General features: G+C 73.3%; 11 protein-coding genes. 7 read left to right on the top strand and 4 right to left on the bottom strand.

The features are described from left to right. Positions 1-28 precede the first annotated feature (28 nt). Together A6A08_RS03510 and A6A08_RS03505 are read left to right on the top strand one after the other, a co-directional pair. Complete coding sequence (locus A6A08_RS03510; protein WP_073701002.1) at positions 29-1,543, top strand: amidase; 1,515 nt, start codon at positions 29-31, stop codon at positions 1,541-1,543. 216 nt (positions 1,544-1,759) lie between these two features. Next, entirely contained in the window at positions 1,760-2,431 is a 672-nt protein-coding gene (locus A6A08_RS03505; RefSeq protein ID WP_073701001.1) for a response regulator transcription factor, read from the top strand. A gap of 123 nt (positions 2,432-2,554) precedes the next feature. Here A6A08_RS03505 and A6A08_RS03500 read toward each other — a convergent pair whose 3' ends face one another. Then, positions 2,555-4,300 (bottom strand): GAF domain-containing protein, encoded by a 1,746-nt coding sequence (locus A6A08_RS03500; protein WP_073701000.1) that lies wholly within the window; start codon positions 4,298-4,300, stop codon positions 2,555-2,557. 304 nt (positions 4,301-4,604) lie between these two features. Here A6A08_RS03500 and A6A08_RS03495 point away from each other — a divergent pair, with 304 nt between their 5' ends. Then, positions 4,605-5,669 carry a hypothetical protein gene (locus tag A6A08_RS03495; protein WP_206780067.1) on the top strand — a complete coding sequence of 355 codons (1,065 nt, stop codon included), beginning with the start codon at positions 4,605-4,607 and terminating at the stop codon, positions 5,667-5,669. 347 nt (positions 5,670-6,016) lie between these two features. Further along, complete coding sequence (locus A6A08_RS03490; RefSeq protein ID WP_073700998.1) at positions 6,017-7,141, top strand: hypothetical protein; 1,125 nt, start codon at positions 6,017-6,019, stop codon at positions 7,139-7,141. Positions 7,142-7,492: 351 nt separating this feature from the next. Here the strand turns inward: A6A08_RS03490 and A6A08_RS03485 are convergent, their stop codons facing one another. The 3 genes from A6A08_RS03485 to A6A08_RS03475 form a co-directional block, all read right to left on the bottom strand. Next, on the bottom strand, positions 7,493-8,974 hold the full coding sequence (locus tag A6A08_RS03485; protein ID WP_073700997.1) for an LCP family protein: 1,482 nt from the start codon (positions 8,972-8,974) through the stop codon (positions 7,493-7,495). A 451-nt stretch (positions 8,975-9,425) separates the two neighbouring features. Then, complete coding sequence (locus tag A6A08_RS03480; protein WP_073700996.1) at positions 9,426-10,109, bottom strand: hypothetical protein; 684 nt, start codon at positions 10,107-10,109, stop codon at positions 9,426-9,428. A 307-nt stretch (positions 10,110-10,416) separates the two neighbouring features. After that, positions 10,417-11,604, bottom strand: a complete 1,188-nt coding sequence (locus A6A08_RS03475; protein WP_073700995.1) for an ROK family transcriptional regulator — start codon at positions 11,602-11,604, stop codon at positions 10,417-10,419. Positions 11,605-11,816: 212 nt separating this feature from the next. On the opposite strand from A6A08_RS03475, the gene zwf reads away from it, so the two are divergent. From zwf to eda, 3 genes are all read left to right on the top strand, one after another. After that, positions 11,817-13,295 carry a glucose-6-phosphate dehydrogenase gene (gene zwf / locus A6A08_RS03470; RefSeq protein WP_073700994.1) on the top strand — a complete coding sequence of 493 codons (1,479 nt, stop codon included), beginning with the start codon at positions 11,817-11,819 and terminating at the stop codon, positions 13,293-13,295. Then, positions 13,292-15,142, top strand: coding sequence for a phosphogluconate dehydratase (gene edd, locus A6A08_RS03465; protein WP_073700993.1), 1,851 nt, complete (start codon positions 13,292-13,294; stop codon positions 15,140-15,142). Before zwf ends, edd begins: the two co-directional genes overlap by 4 nt. Before the next feature lie 95 nt (positions 15,143-15,237). Further along, complete coding sequence (gene eda / locus A6A08_RS03460; RefSeq protein WP_073700992.1) at positions 15,238-15,870, top strand: bifunctional 4-hydroxy-2-oxoglutarate aldolase/2-dehydro-3-deoxy-phosphogluconate aldolase; 633 nt, start codon at positions 15,238-15,240, stop codon at positions 15,868-15,870. Positions 15,871-15,972: the final 102 nt, after the last annotated feature.

Genomic DNA, 15,972 nt, shown 5'->3' with positions numbered 1-15,972 from the left:
CCCTGATGGCGTGACATGGGAGGCTGAAGTGACGATCCGTTCCGACCGGGCCGGGACCGAGGACGCGGGAGCGGCCGTCGGCACGGCCGAGGCGGCGCTGGGAACCGCGGCGGTTCCGCACGCGCGGCCCGCCGAGCCCGCGACACCGGCCGACCTGTCCGCGGAGCAGCTGCTCGCGGCCTACTCCTCCGGGGACCTGTCCCCGGTGGAGGCCGTCGACGCCGTCCTGGAGCGCATCGACCGGGACAACCCGGCGCTCAACGCGTTCTGCCTGGTGCGTCCGGAGGAGGCACGCGAGGCCGCCCGCGCGTCCGCCGAGCGGTGGCGCCGCGGGGAGCCCGTCGGCACCCTGGACGGGGTGCCGGCCTCGGTCAAGGACATCCACCTCACCAAGGGGTGGCCCACCCTGAAGGGATCGGTCACCAGCCCCCAGGAGGGGCCCTGGGAGGAGGACTCCCCGGTGACGGCCCGGCTGCGGGAGAGCGGCGCGGTGCTCGTCGGCAAGACGACCACGCCCGAGCTGGCGTGGAAGGGGGTCACCGACGGGCCGCTCACCGGAGTCACCCGCAACCCGTGGGACCTGTCCACCACCCCGGGCGGCTCCAGCGGCGGGTCCGCGGCGGCGGTGGCGTCCGGCATGGGCCCGCTGGCCACCGGTACCGACGGCGGCGGATCGATCCGCATCCCGGCCGGCTTCACCGGCACCTGCGGCATCAAGCCCACGTGGGGCCTGGTGCCGCACTACCCGGCCAGCCCGTTCGGCTCCCTGGCGCACACCGGGCCGATGGCCCGCACCGTGGGCGACATGGCGCTGATGCTGGAGGTCATCGCCCGGCCGGACCCGCGCGACTGGGCCGCCCTGGCGCCGCCCGCACCCGGTATCGGCGACGTACGGCTGCGCATCGACGCCGAGGAGCTGGTGCGCGGCATGCGGATCGCCTACAGCCCCACCCTGGGCGGGCTGGACGTGGACCCCGAGGTGGCCCGGGCGGTGGCCGACGCGGTCGCCGTGTTCGAGGCGCTGGGCGCCCGGGTGGAGGAGGCCGACCCCGGCCTGCCCGGCTGCCGGGAGGCCTTCCACGTGCTGTGGTACTCCGGGGTGGCCAAGGCCACGGACAAGCTCACCGAACGGCAGCGGGACCTGCTCGACCCGGGGCTGCGGGAGATCGCCGAGGAGGGGCTGACCTACTCGGCGCAGGACTACCTGACCGCGATGGCCCTGCGGATGGAGATGGGCGCCCGGATGGGCCGCTTCCACACAGAGTACGACCTGCTGCTGACCCCGACGGTGCCGGTCACGGCGTTCGAGGCGGGACTGGAGTCGCCGCCGGAGATGGCGGGTGAGCGGTGGACCGCGTGGGCGGGGTTCAGCTACCCGTTCAACATGACCCAGCAGCCCGCCGCGAGCGTGCCGTGCGGGTTCACCCCGGCGGGCCTGCCGGTCGGGCTCCAGGTGGTCGGGCCCCGGCACGCCGACGCCCGGGTGCTGGCGGCCTGCCGCGCGTTCGAGCTCGCCCGTCCCTGGGCCGACCGGAGGCCGTGACACCGGACTCGCACTGTGGCGCCAGATACGGACGATGATGTTCGTACCTGGGGTGATCAGGCTCTTTGCCTCCCGGACGAAGGAGAATTATCCCTTTACGGGACCTTCGTCCGGGCAGTTCGGTGCCTAACGACCCACGCGCCGCCCTTCGCACGTATTACCGTCTTCCTCGGAGCGGTGTCTGGATCGCGGTGACGCAGGGATGAGGATGAGCCGATGACGGGCGGTGGAGCCAAGGGCGCTCGCAAGCAGATCAGGGTGTTCCTGGTGGACGACCACGAGGTGGTCCGCCGTGGTGTGGCGGCCCTGCTGGAGACCGAGGAGGACATGACCGTCGTCGGCGAGGCCGGGACGGCCGAGCAGGCGCTGTCGCGGATCCCGGTGGTGCTGCCCGACGTCGCGGTCCTCGACGTGCGGCTGCCCGGCGGATCGGGGGTGCAGGTGTGCCGGGAGATCCGGTCGGACCACCCCGAGATCGCCTGTCTGATGCTGACGTCCTTCGCCGACGACGACGCCCTGTACGACGCCGTCATGGCCGGCGCGGCCGGGTACGTGCTCAAGCAGATCCACGGCGCCGACCTCGTGGGCGCGGTGCGCACCGTGGCCTCCGGCGGATCGCTGCTGGACTCGGGCAGCACCGGGGCGATGCTGGAGCGGCTGCGCGGCGCCCAGGCCGAGCCGGACCCGCTGGCCGAGCTGACCCCGCAGGAACGGCAGATCCTCGACCTCATCGGCGAGGGGATGACCAACCGGCAGATCGGCGAGCGCCTGTACCTGGCGGAGAAGACCGTGAAGAACTACGTGTCCGCCCTGCTGTCCAAGCTGGACCTCAAGCGCCGCACACAGGCCGCCGTGCTGGTCGCCGAGCTGCGCGGCCGCCGCTACTGACCCCGGTGCGCGCCTGACGGGAATCGGCGGAGGCGGCTCCGCCGACCCCCGCCCCTCCGGGACCCGCCGCCCCCGTCCGGGCCCCGGCGCGCCAGGTGCCCGCCTCCCGGGCCCCGAGGCGGCTCAGAAACCGCCCGGAGGCGGCGCGGCGTCGTCGGGGACGGGCACCCGCCAGACCAGCACGGTGCCCCCGCCCTCGCCCCTGCTCGCGGTGAACCCGCCGCCCAGTGCCAGGGCGCGCTGCTCCAGGTTGCGCAGTCCGCTGCGCCGTCCCTCCTCGGGCAGCCCCACGCCGTTGTCGGTCACCGTCAGCGTGAGGACCGTGGGACGGCCCGAGGACGCGGCCTCCTCCACCACCACCGACACGTGCACCTCCGTGGCGCGCGCGTGCCGGGCCACGTTGGTCAGCCCCTCGCCGAGCACCGCGAGCAGCTGCTCGCCGATGTCGTCGGGCACGGAGGCGTCGATCGGCCCGTCCAGACTCACTCCCGGATGGCAGCCCAGGCTGTGCGCGGTGTTCTCGGCCAGCCTCAGGATGCGCTCGCGCAGCGACGTGTCCATGCGGCTCGGCGGGTTCTGGAGGTCGAAGATCGTCGAGCGGATCTCCCGGATGGTGCCGTCCAGCTCGTCGATGGTCCGCTGCACCCGCTCCTCGGCCTCGGGCGTGGTGATCAGCCGCATCGTGCTCATCAGCGTCATCGCCGAGGCGAACAGCCGCTGGATCACCACGTCGTGCAGGTCCTTGGCGATCCGGTCGCGCTCCTCCAGCACCACCAGGCGCTCGGTGTCGCGCCGGGCCTCGGCCAGTTCGAGGGCGACCGCGGCCTGCACCGAGAACCCGTGCAGCATGCGGCGTATCGTCGGGGTGAACGGTGCCCGGTCGGCCAGCTTGCCCAGCAGCAGTACACCGCGCGTGTTCCCCGGTGTGCCCAGCGGCACCACCAGGCCGGGGCCGTAGCCGCGGTGGGTGAGCATCGGGCAGTCCGCCCGTTCCAGGTCGGTGATCCCCTTGGCCTCACCCGTCTCGTACACCCACCCGCAGACGGAGTCGTGGATCTCGACCGCCGTCCCCAGGAGCTCCTGGGCTATGGGACCGTCCGCGATCTCCGCGAACAGGTGGCCCCGGGCGCGGGGGTCGGGCAGCATGACCACGGCCGTGTCCGCGTCGCCGATCTCCCGGGCCTGGGCCGCCATGTGGGCGAGCACCTCGGTGGTGTCGGCGCCCGACAGCAGGCGCGTGGTGATCTCGGTGGAGGCCGCCAGCCACCGCTCGCGCAGCCGCGCCTCCTCGTACAGGCGCGCGTTCTCGATCGCCACGCCGGCCGCGGTGGCCAGCGCGGTGACCATCGCCTCGTCCTCCTCGTCGAATTCCTCGCCGCTGGCCTTCTCGGTGAGGTAGAGGTTGCCGAACACCTCGTCCCGCACCTGGATGGGAACGCCGAGGAAACCGCCCATGTGCGGGTGCCCCTCGGGGAACCCCTCGAAGTCGGGGTGTTCGCGCAGGTCGTTCAGGCGCAGCGGGGCCCGCTCGTTCAGCGGCACCCCCAGGACGCCCCTGCCGTGCGGGAACCGGTGGATCTTCGCGGCCTGTTCCTCGCTGATCCCCACGGGGATGAACTCGCTGAAACCGCCGTCCTCGTCCACCACGCCCAGGCCCGCGTACCGCGCGCCGGTCAGCTGCGCGGCCACCTCGGTCAGCCTGCGCAGCACGGTCGCCAGGTCCAGGTCGCCGCCGATGGTCAGGACCGCCTGGAGCAGGGAGTGGACCCGGCCGTGCGCGGACAGGCGCGAGTCCAACGAGTGCACCTCGGTCAGCAGGTCGTCCAGGCCCTTGGGGGACAGCGAATGGCTCTGGGGAATCTCGGTCATGTGCTGGTCAACCTCCGCAGAGCCGGTCGGACGGTCTGGCAATGCGCGCTTTTCCTGGGACGTAATGGTCGAATTGTCGTTGGTTTTTCTCCGGTTTGCCACATCTGCTGTTCAGAGGGTGGTTCCGGAGGGGCAGGAATTCCTGGGGATTGGGGGTTCCGGTCGTCTAATTCATGCTAACGTCGCGTCCAGCGAACGCACGAAGGTCCACCCGGCCCCGCGTTCCGCGGCCCGGCGCACGCTGCCCACGGCACCGTGGCCGGCCCCCGTGTCAGCCCGCGTCCCATGGCGGAAGGAACCCCCGGTGTCTGGAGTCCACGGTCTCACGAACGCCTCCGGCGTTCGTTCCGCCGTGCTCACGACGCCGGTCCGCAGAGCGCTGCTGCTCACCGCCCTGGCCTTCGGGGCCCTGGTCAGCGCCTGGCTGACGACCTCCGCCCCCGTGCTGGCGCAGGAGAAGCCGACGCCCAACGCCTCGGCGCAGGGGGCCCAGGCCCCGGCGCAGCAGGCCGGCCCCGCCGCCGAAGGACGGGGGGCTTCCACGGGACGGGTGCTCACGGGACAGGCCGACGCCACGGCCCGCCCGGACACGGACCAGGGGAGCGCGGCCCACGCGGGCACGGGGCGGCCGGACGCGGCCCGGACCACCGCGGCGAGCGCCGCCCGGACTCCTGAGGTCCGGACCGGCTCCGCGGCCACGAACGCTCCGGTGCACACGAACACCTCCGCGCACACGGATGGGAAAGGCCGGGCCCCGGCGGCCCACGCGGCTCCCGGCAGGCTCGACAAGCCCGTGACCGGCGCGGTCGCCGACGTGGGGCGAAAGACCAGCCGCATACTGTTCGACGCCTCGGACGCCGTCGCCCCGGGCCTCGGGGCCGGGGGCAACGGCGTCGCGCAGCAGGTCCGCGACAACGTCCACGGGATGCCCGACTTCGTGGAGGAGCGCCTCGCCGCGAACGGCGTGCCCGGCACGGCACCCGCGGCCGTGGAGCCGTCCGACGAGGGCACCGACCGGGACGAGGACGCACGGACCCGGGAGGACGGCGCCGTCCTGACCGGTTCGGGCCACGCCGTCGACGCGGCCGTCACCGCCTCCGGCCCGAGCCCGGACACCACGGCGCAGCACCCCGCCGAACGGTCCGCCGAGGACGCTCCCGCGCCCTTCGGCGGCGAGGCCATCACCTCCTCGGCACCGAACACCGCCACCGGCTCCGCGCCGGGTGGCGCCACCGGAGGCGGCGTCGCGGGCTATCTGCCCGCCACCGGTGCTCTCGCCCCGGCCCACGGCCTGGTCCAGGCCGCCTGGCACGTCCTGCGCTCGGTTCCCGCCGAGTCCGCCGACGAGCCGACCTTCTCGCCCGACTAGCGGGCTCTTCCCCGACGGGTCGCCACGCGACCTGTCTCCGGCACGCCCCTCCCAGCCCCGGGACGCTCACGGACGACCACGGTGAGCAACGAACCCGGACGCCTCTGGGGATTGACGTGAGCCGCGCACCCCGATCGCGGGGTTCACGTCAGTCAGTGGCCAGCCAGACCCACGACTGATGACCGGCCGAGCCATGCCGCTCCCTCCAGGCGCGACAGGCTCCCCCACCGGAAAGCTCGAACCGGACGGACCCTCCTCCCGGCCAGGGGAGCGGATCCGCCGGGCGGCGGGGAAGGACATCCGCCCCGCCCGCGACAGCCACATACGACACTCCGGAAGGACCACACATGTTCAACACCGCCCGCACCTCCGCAAGGACCATGCTGGTGGCCGCCGGCACCGCGGGTTTCGTCGCTCTGGGTGCAGGGGTATCCGGGGCGGACACCCTCGGCGGCGTCACGGACGGGCTGCCCCTGAACGACCTGGGCAGCCAGGTCCCGGCGTCGCTGACGGAGGGCGTCTCCACGCCCCTGGGCGACCTGGTCAAGGTTGAGCCCGGCCAGCTCTCCGCCCAGCCGGACGTGCGCCGCCAGTCCGCGCCCGTGCAGCCCCTCGGCGGAGCCGTCGGGGACACCGTCTCCACCGACACCCCGATCAGCACCGGCGAGGACAACGCCGCCAACGTCGGTCCGCTGGACCTGAACACCGTGACCGAGGGCCTGCCGCTGGGCCAGGGCGCCGGTCAGGCTCCGTCGAGCCCGGTGTCGGGTCTGCTGGGCGGTGCGGGCCCGCTGGGCGGCCTGGGCGGCACGCTGCCGCTGTCGCACGCCTCCACGACTCCGCTCGCGGGCCCGGTCTCCTCGGACCCGGTGTCGGGTCTGCTGGGCGGTGCGGGCCCGCTGGGCGGCCTGGGCGGCACGCTGCCGCTGAGCCACGCCGAGACGCCCGTGCCCCTGTCCGGCACCACGGAGAAGGCCGACACCGCCCTCGACCAGCTGGGCTCGTCGGTCGAGCGGGGCACCCACGAGGTGGGCGGCGAACTGAACGGCCTCGACGCCACCCTGCCCACCCCGGGCGAGCCGCTGCCCCTGGCCGCGGCCATGGACGGCCCCGTCGCCCCCGTCAACGGCACGAACACCGACCTGACCGGCGGCGCCGGTGACCTCGTCTCCGAGCTGGTGCTGTCCGACGACGTGATGCCCATGTCCGCGGGGAGCAACCCCCTGCCCCAGCCCGTCGGCGACGCTGTGGACGGACTGCTGCCGGAGCCCGAGGACGCCCTGCCCGTGGCCGGGACCGAGGTCGCCTCCGCCACCGGACTGGTCGCCGACACCGTGCGCACGACGCAGCTGGCGCCCGGTGGCGACTCGCTGGGCAACGACCTGGTCGGCGTGGAGGGCATGCCCGCGCTGGGCCAGCCCGACGTCGGCACCGGCGCGCTGGACGACACGCTGTCCGGCGGCCTCGTCTGACCTTCCTGGAACGTGCGTCCGCCGTTCACGGCGGGCGCACCGGCCTCGGGCGGTGAGCGGGACCACCCACCGCTGACTGGGGCGCCGAACGGAACTGTGGGGGTTCCAGGCGCGTACCGGCGGGGAGATCGAGTTCCCGCCGCCCGAGGCACACCGCGGCTCCGGACCTGGGGGGATCCGGGGCCGCGGTCTCATCGTGCCGGGGCCCGAACGCTCCGGACACGGCGAGGGCCCCGGGACCCGGCACGGAAACGGCGTCCGTACCGGTCCCGGGGCCCTGTCCGTCGGTACCGCCTCCCGTGGTCGCCACAGGACCGCGGACCGGCGGCGCCGAGAGCGCCCGTTCGGCTCCTACTCGCCCTCTTCCCCCGTACCGAAGCCCAGGCCGTCGGAGCACGGGTCGGACGTGGCGTCGCGCCCCTGGCCCGGACGGGCGGACTCCGAGACCTCCGGCGGCGGGGACGCGTGCGCCGAGGCTATGCCCACCGGCGAGGGCGAGGTGCCGGGGGGATCCTGCGGTGCCGCCGCGTCGTCGGCCGCCAGCACACCCGGGGGCCGGTCCTCGCGCACGGCGGTGAACAGCGCGGCGGCCTCCTCCTCGTACCACATGACCCGGTTGGGGTCGAAGGGCGCCTGGTACCAGGGCACGGTGTGGAACTCGATGTCGGTCAGGTCCGCGCCCGAGAGGGTCATCGCGAGCGAGAGCATCCTGTCGAGCGTGAACTCCCGGTCGGTGGCGCTGTTGCGGGCCACGGCCCGGAGGATGCCGTTCAGCTTGGTCGGGCTGCTCAGTACGTCGCTACTGGTCACCTGGTCGGCGAGGGCGGCCAGGAACATCTGCTGGCGGTCGATGCGGCCGATGTCGCTGCCGTTGCCGATCTCGTAGCGCGCCCGGACGAACGAGAGCGCCTCGTCCCCGTCGAGCGTCTGCTGTCCCGCTTCGAGGTCGAGTTTGGAACGGCTGTCGTGCATCGGCTCGGGGATGCAGATGTCCACGCCGCCGATGGCGTTCACCACGTCGCGGAAGCTCATGAAGCTCAGGTGCACGAAGTGGTCGATCCGGATGTCGGTGAGCGACTCGATGGTACGGACCACGCAGGGCGGCCCGCCGTGGTACATCGCGGCGTTGATCATGCCGAAGTAGGCCTGCGTGCCCTCGGCATCGCCGTAGGGGTCGCACTGGGGCAGGTTCACCAGGGAGTCCCGGGGGAAGCTGATCACCGAGACCCGCTTCTCGGGCGAGACGTGCGCCAGCATGATCGCGTCCGAGCGCTCGCCCTCGAACTCCTGCGTGTAGGCGGTGCTCCCCTCCTCGTAGCCGTCGGTGCCCATGAAGAGGATGTTGACCGCGTCGTTGATCCGCTCGGGGCGGTCCCCCTCCTGCAGGGCCGAGTCGATGTCGTGCTGGACCATGCCCGAGCGCAGCGAGTGGTAGTAGCCGTAGGCGGTGGCGACCCCGGCGGCCAGGACGAGGGCCAGGCTCGCGGCGGTCCACACCAGGACCCGCCGCACACGGCGCCGCCGTGTGCGGGCCGGGGGAGCGGCGGCCGCGGCCTCACCGTCCCCGTCACCCTTCCCGCTCCCCTCGCCGGAGTCCGCGGAGGGTTCGGCGTCCTGTGCGCCGTCCCCCTCCCCGTCTGCGTCCTCCTTCCCTTCCCCGCTCTCGTCCTCGGGGGGGCCGGCGACCGTCCCGCCGGGGCCCTCACGGTCGTCCCGGTCGGTGGCCCCGGCCTGGTCGGAACCGGTGCCTTCGGGCTCGGAGCCGTTCTCGGGCATCTCGTCTGGTGTGTGGTCCGCGCCTGAGCCGGCGGCGGAGTTCTCGTCAGCGGGCATCGTGCAATCTCGGTGAGTTCGGACGGCGGGACGTGCCAACGGTCGGACACCGGTCCGGGGGCTCACGCGTCCGCGTTCGGGGGAGGGCGGAGGTCGCGCGGGGCGGCGGAGACGGGTGGTCGCCGTGTTCGGGGCCTCCTGAGAGACTGGGGGCGGCCCGCGGGGCACCGGCAGCCCCGGGAAGCGGGCGCTGCCAACGACACGGGAAAACCGCGCGTGGCAGAGATCCTAGGTGAAACTCTCCTCCGCCGCGCGCCCGGATCGTCCTCGTACGAGAGACTTGACCACAATCGCGCCGCACAATCGTCCACCCCCGTGGTCGTCCGGCGGAGCCTGTTCGCCTGACCTTCCCCTCGGAGACCGCACGAAAACCTTCTGAGCAGGTGCGCGAGCGCGGTGCCGGAGCCTGTGGCCCGCTTCCCCGCGCAAGGGTCCGGTGTTCACCCCCGGATCAGTCGTCCCAGAAGGCGCTCTCCTTCTTGGGGCCCTCCTCCGCGGTGGCGGTGGAGCCTCCGCCCTTGGCCGCGGGCTTCGCGGCGGGTTTGGCGGCGGGCTTGGCGGTGCCCTTGGTGCTCTTGCGAGCGGGAGAGGCGGACTTGGCGGTGTCGGTGTGCCGGGGGCGCGCCGTGACCGCGCTCTTGGCGATGGGCCCGCTGGGGCGCGGCGTCTCACCGGAGTGGATGCTCAGCGCCTCCTCCTCCACGGACAGCATCTTGCGGACCGGGGCGGGCACCTCGGGCAGCCGCTCGGAACGCAGGTGTGCGCCGAGCACCTCCAGCGCGTGGTCGCACAGCAGTTGGCGGGCGCGCTCGGAGCCGACCCCGCTGAGCTCCTCGACCTCGGGCAGCGTCCGTTCGCGCAGCAGGCGGATGACGTCGCGCAGCCGGTCGCGGGTCTTGCGGTCGGTCATCGACATGACCGTCAGCTCCGCCTCGGAGAGGAAGCTCTCCTTGCTGTCGGCCATGTCACGCTCGGCGATGAAGGCGCTGGTGAGAGTCCGTGCGGAGGCGCGGGACGCGGTGCGCGTGTCGTCGCGCCTGACGAGGCGTGCCTGGAGTCCGGTCACGACGACGCTGGTGACCAGGCTGATCCCGGCACCCAAAAGGATCAGGAAGAGGGGATTCTCTGGAAGCACGACAGGGACCTTTCCGGGCGGGGGCCCGCACGGGCGCGGTCACGTGGGGTGACGGAGGTGTGCGGCTGGGGCGGGAACGGTGCTGGGCGACTATTCGCCACATCGAGGGCGGTTGTCAAGTGTGGACGCGGGGCATGTGTTCGTCGCCGACGGCGTCATCGCAGGTCAGCGCTGGTGATGGAGGGAGCGGATCGGTGCGGGGGCGGGGAGGCGGGCGCCGGTGCCCGGACTCCTCCACGTGAGGATGCCCGGTCGGGCGGAAGGTACTCCTCGTCCACAGCCTGTGGGCGAAGGCGCCGCCGGTCCCTCACCCCGCCAGGAGCTTGTTCACCGCCTCCGGTGACAGGATCTCCTCGGTCACCATGGCGGCGCAGCCGCGTACGCCCGCGTCGTCCCACAGGGAGCTGGCCACCACGCGCAGCTGGCGGGTGGCCAGGGCGGTGCACTGCTGGAACACCACCTCGCGCACGCCCGCGACCAGGTGGTCGTAGGCCTCCGACAGGTCGCCGCCCAGGACGATCACCTCGGGGTTGAGCAGGTTCACCGCCCCGGCGAGCGCCTCGCCGAGCCGCCGCCCCGCGGAGCGGACCAGGGTCACCGCGACCGGGTCGCCCCCGGCGGCCAGCGACACCAGGTCCTTGAGGGTGTCCACCTCGCGTCCCTGCTCGGCGGCGCTGTCCAGCAGCCGCCGCCCGCCCGCGACCGCCTCCAGGCAGTCGGTGTTGCCGCAGCGGCAGGGGAGTCCGCCGCCGTCGCGTACCGGGACGTGCCCGATCTCCCCGGCGGCGCCCAGGGCACCGCGCAGCAGCCGTCCGCCGGACAGCAGCCCGGCGCCGATCCCGGTGGAGACCTTCACGAACACCATGTCGTCGGGATGCCCGTGCCCGCCCGCGATGTGCTCGCCGAGCGCCATCACGTTCACGTCGTTGTCGACTGTCACCGGCACCGGGAAGCGCTCGGCGACCAGCGGGGCCAGGGCCACCCCCGCCCACTTGCCCAGGAACGGGCGGTCGTCGGCGCGGCCCGCGTGGAACTCGACGGTCCCGGGCAGGCCGATGCCCACGCCGCGCACGTCGCCGGGGTCGCGGCCCAGCGAGGCGATCTGCTCGGACCAGGTGTCCAGCAACCAGGGGAGGGTGGTGTCGGGGCCCTGCTCCATGTCGGGCGAGCCCGGAGTGCGGGCCAGGACGTCGCCGTTGAGGTCGCAGACCGCGGCCTGGCTGCGGACCATGCCGAGGGCGCTGGTGAGGATGAGGCCGCTGCCGGCGTTGAACTCCAGCAGGGTGGGCGGCCGGCCGCCGCTGGAGGCCGCTCCCGAGCTCTCGGTGACGAGCCCGCTGTTGATCAGCTCGGTCACCCGCAGGGACACCGAGGGGCGGGACAGGCCCGTGACCCGGCCGATCTCGGTGCGGCTGGTCGCGATGCCCGAGCGTATGAGCTCCAGGATGTGGCCGCTGGTGGCAGCGGAGGACAGGCGTCCCGGGGTTCTGGCCATATGTCATTCAACCATGGGGTTACGCCGCGAAGGCTGAGAGGTTATGTAAATAATTGTTCTCAAGTGTGCTTGGTTTTTTACCATAGTCAGGCTTAGGGTCAGAAGCGGAGAACGGAACCGGCCGGTCCGCACCGCTCTCCCGCACCCCCCGTCGCGTCACACTCCGCCCCCCGGCCCCCATCCCCTTCCCTCTCCGCTGGAGCAGACCGAAGATGTCGCAGCAGTCCGCGCCCCACCCCACCGACCTGGTGGTCTTCGGGGGCACCGGCGACCTGTCCATGCGCAAACTCCTCCCCTCCCTGTACCTGCTGGACCGCGACGGGCACCTGGACGGGGGGACCCGCGTCGTCGCCGTCTCGCGCGACGGCCTCACCGACGCCGACTTCAGGGACAAGGCCTCCGCCGCGGTCCGCGGCCACCACGCCGTCCAGATCGCCGAGCCCGACGTGCTCCACCGCTTCCTGGGACGCCTCCACCACGTCACCGTGGACGTCGGCGGCGACCCCTCCGGCTGGGACGCCCTCGCCTCCCTCCTGGGGACCGTCCGCGACCGCGTCTTCTACCTCGCCGTCCCGCCGATGATCTCCGGCCCCATCTGCCGCGGCCTGGCCGGGGCCGGCCTGGTCACCTCCGGCTCCCGCGTGGTCATGGAAAAGCCCCTGGGCCGCGACCTGGCCTCGTCCCAGGCCGTCAACGACGCGGTGGGCGCGGTCTTCGACGAGTCGCGGATCTACCGGATCGACCACTACCTGGGCAAGGAGACCGTGCAGAACCTGCTCGTACTGCGGTTCGCCAACGTCTTCCTCGAACCCCTGTGGAACTCCCGCTGGATCGACCACGTCCAGATCACCGCGGCCGAGACCGTCGGGGTGGGCGGGCGGCGCGGCTACTACGACACCTCCGGCGCCATGCGCGACATGGTCCAGAACCACCTGCTCCAACTGCTCTGCCTGACCGCCATGGAGCCCCCGGCCAGCTACGACCGCGACGCCGTCCGCGACGAGAAGCTCAAGGTCCTGCAGTCCCTGAGCCCCCTGACCGGCGACCGCGTCGCCGAGGACACCGTGCGCGGCCAGTACGGGCGCGGCGCCGTCCAGGGCACCGAGGTGCTCGGCTACCTCGACGAGCCCGGCGGACCCGCCGCCAGCGACACCGAGACCTTCGTGGCCCTGCGCGCGGAGGTCGCCAACTGGCGCTGGGCGGGTGTGCCCTTCTACCTGCGCACCGGCAAGCGCATGTCGCACTCCCGCTCGGAGATCGTGATCCGCTTCCGGGAGGTGCCGCACACGATCTTCCCCGGCACCGACATGCCCGGGCCGGGCAGCCTCGTCATCAGGCTCCAGCCGGACGAGGGCATACACCTGACCATGCTGGCCAAGACGCCCGGCGCCGGAGCGCTGCGGCTACGGCCGGTACCCCTGGAGCTCAGCTTCGCCGACACCTTCGCCGACCGCTCGCCCGAAGCCTACGAGCGGCTGTTGACGGACGTCCTGGCGGGGGACTCCACCCTCTTCATGCGCCGCGACGAGGTCGAGGCGGCCTGGCGCTGGGTGGACCCCGTCATCGAGGCGTGGAGCGACCTGGGCACGACCCCCGAGACCTATCCAGCCGGAAGCGCCGGCCCCGCGGGCGCGCACCGGCTCATCGGCCGTACCGGCCGGACGTGGCACGAAGAGGAGCGATCCCGATGACCGCGCACACTCCCGACAACGCCGACAACACCGGGTACGGACCCGCCGTCCACCCCGTCGTCGCCGACGTCACCAGGCGCATCGCCGAGCGCAGCGCCCAGACCAGGTCCGCCTACCTGGCGCGGATCGACGAGGCGGCGGCACAGGGACCCGCGCGCACCTCCCTGGGCTGCGCCAACCTCGCCCACGGGTTCGCGGCCTGCGGTGTCTCCGACAAGCTCAAGCTGTCCGGTGACGTCACGCCCAACGTGGCGATCGTCTCCGCCTACAACGACATGCTCTCCGCGCACCAGCCGCTGGAGTCCTACCCGGCCCTGCTCAAGGCCGCCGTGGCCGAGGCGGGCGGCGTCGCCCAGTTCGCGGGCGGCGTGCCCGCCATGTGCGACGGCATCACCCAGGGGCGCGCGGGCATGGAGCTGTCCCTGTTCAGCCGGGACGTCATCGCGATGGCCACCGCCGTGGCCCTGTCCCACGACATGTTCGACGGCGCCCTGATGCTCGGCGTGTGCGACAAGATCGTGCCCGGCCTGCTCATCGGCGCCCTGTCCTTCGGCCACCTGCCGGTGGCGTTCGTGCCCGCCGGACCCATGCCCTCGGGTCTGCCCAACAAGGACAAGGCCCGTGTGCGGCAGCAGTTCGCCGAGGGCAAGGTGGGCCGCCGCGAGCTGCTCCAGGCCGAGTCGGCCGCCTACCACTCGCCCGGCACCTGCACCTTCTACGGCACGGCCAACTCCAACCAGATGCTCATGGAGGTCATGGGCCTGCACCTGGCCGGGGCGAGCTTCGAGCAGCCGGGCACCCCGCTACGCGAGGCCCTGACCGCCGAGGCCGGACGCAGCGTGCTCGCCCGGACCGCCCTGGGGGAGCACTACAACCCCGTCGGCCGCCAGATCGACGAGCGCGCCGTCGTCAACGCCGTGGTCGCCCTGCTGGCCACCGGCGGGTCCAGCAACCACACGCTGCACCTGGTGGCCATCGCGCGCGCCGCCGGAATCGAGCTGACCTGGGACGACTTCGCCGCCCTGTCCGAGGTGGTGCCGCTGCTCACCCGCATGTACCCCAACGGCGCCGCCGACGTGAACCAGTTCCACGAGGCGGGCGGCATGGCCTACCTCATCGGCTCCCTGCTGGACGCCGGGCTCCTGCACGAGGACGTGAGCACCCTGATGGGCGGGGGACTGGGCCGCTACCGGCAGAGCCCGCGCCTGGACGGGGGTGAGCTGACCTGGGGCGAGGGCCCCAAGGAGAGCGGCGACACCACGGTGCTGCGCGGGGTGGAGGACCCCTTCGCCGAGGACGGCGGCCTGCGCATGCTCTCGGGCAACCTGGGCCGCGCCGTCATCAAGGTGTCGGCGGTCGCGCCCGAGCGCCACGTCGTGGAGGCCCCCGCGCGCGTCTTCGGTGACCAGTCCGAACTCCAGGACGCCTTCACCGCCGGTGAGCTGACCGGCGACTTCGTCGCGGTGGTCCGCTTCCAGGGGCCGCGCGCCAACGGCATGCCCGAACTGCACAAGCTCACCCCGCCGCTGGCGGTGCTCCAGGACCGCGGCCAGCGGGTGGCCCTGGTGACCGACGGGCGCATGTCCGGGGCCTCGGGCAAGGTGCCCGCCGCCATCCACGTGTCCCCCGAGGCGGAGGCGGGCGGCGCGCTGGCCTACGTGCGCGACGGCGACCCCATCCGCCTGGACGCCACCACGGGCACGCTGGAGGTGCTGGCGGACCTGTCCGGCCGCGAGCCCGCGCGTCCCGGCACGGACTCCTCCAGCGGTACCGGCCGCGAACTCTTCGCCGCCCTGCGCGGCGCGGTCGGCCCCGCCGAGACGGGCGCCGGGATCTTCGCGTTCTGAGCCCCACCGGGCACGCCCCAGGGCGCGCCGCGGACCGGTTCCGACGGCCGCGGCGCGCCCGTCCCCGATTCGACCCACCCTGGAGAGAGCACGACATGACGACGAACCCCCGTTCGGGCGCGGACATCCTCGACCTGGCCCCGGTGATGCCGGTGGTGGTCGTCTCCGAGGCCGAGACCGCCGTGCCGCTGGCACGCGCGCTGGTGGCGGGCGGGCTGCCCGGCATCGAGGTGACCCTGCGGACCCCGGCCGCGCTGGGAGCCATCGAGAGGATCGCCGCCGAGGTGCCCGAGGCCGTGGTGGGCGCGGGCACCGTGGTCACTCCCGAGCAGGCGTCGGCCGCCGCCGCGGCCGGTGCGCGCTTCCTGGTCAGCCCCGGCTGCACGGACGGCCTGGCCTCGGCGATGGCCGACACCGGTCTGCCCTTCCTGCCCGGTGTGGGCACCGTGTCCGAGGCGATGGCGCTGCTGGAGCGCGGGGTGTCGGAGGTGAAGTTCTTCCCGGCCGAGGCCTCGGGGGGCGTCGCGTTCCTGAAGTCGCTGGCGTCTCCCCTGCCCCAGGTGCGGTTCTGCCCGACCGGCGGGATCACCGCCGCCTCCGCCCCCGACTACCTGGCCCTGCCGAACGTGGGGTGTGTGGGCGGCAGCTGGCTGACCCCGGCCGACCTGGTGTCAGCGGGCGGCTGGGACCGGATCACCGACCTGGCCCGGCAGGCCGCAGCCCTCTGACCCGCCTTTCCCAGGTTCCCCGGCCACGCGCCGGGGGCTGCTTCTCGGCCCTCGGCCGCGGTCCCCGTGTGTCGCTCATCCGGCCCGGGGGCCGCGTCCCGG

The organism is Nocardiopsis sp. TSRI0078 (assembly GCF_001905145.1).
Classification (GTDB): Bacteria; Actinomycetota; Actinomycetes; order Streptosporangiales; family Streptosporangiaceae; genus Nocardiopsis.
This window is presented reverse-complemented; position numbering and strand designations above follow the sequence as displayed.

Coding starts and splice junctions, on each gene's coding strand:
- A6A08_RS03500 (WP_073701000.1), bottom strand. CDS start 4,300: ATGACCGAGATTCCCCAGAGCCATTCGCTGTCCCCCAAGGGCCTGGAC.
- A6A08_RS03475 (WP_073700995.1), bottom strand. CDS start 11,604: ATGGCCAGAACCCCGGGACGCCTGTCCTCCGCTGCCACCAGCGGCCAC.
- zwf (WP_073700994.1), top strand. CDS start 11,817: ATGTCGCAGCAGTCCGCGCCCCACCCCACCGACCTGGTGGTCTTCGGG.
- edd (WP_073700993.1), top strand. CDS start 13,292: ATGACCGCGCACACTCCCGACAACGCCGACAACACCGGGTACGGACCC.
- A6A08_RS03490 (WP_073700998.1), top strand. CDS start 6,017: ATGTTCAACACCGCCCGCACCTCCGCAAGGACCATGCTGGTGGCCGCC.
- A6A08_RS03505 (WP_073701001.1), top strand. CDS start 1,760: ATGACGGGCGGTGGAGCCAAGGGCGCTCGCAAGCAGATCAGGGTGTTC.
- eda (WP_073700992.1), top strand. CDS start 15,238: ATGACGACGAACCCCCGTTCGGGCGCGGACATCCTCGACCTGGCCCCG.
- A6A08_RS03485 (WP_073700997.1), bottom strand. CDS start 8,974: ATGCCCGCTGACGAGAACTCCGCCGCCGGCTCAGGCGCGGACCACACA.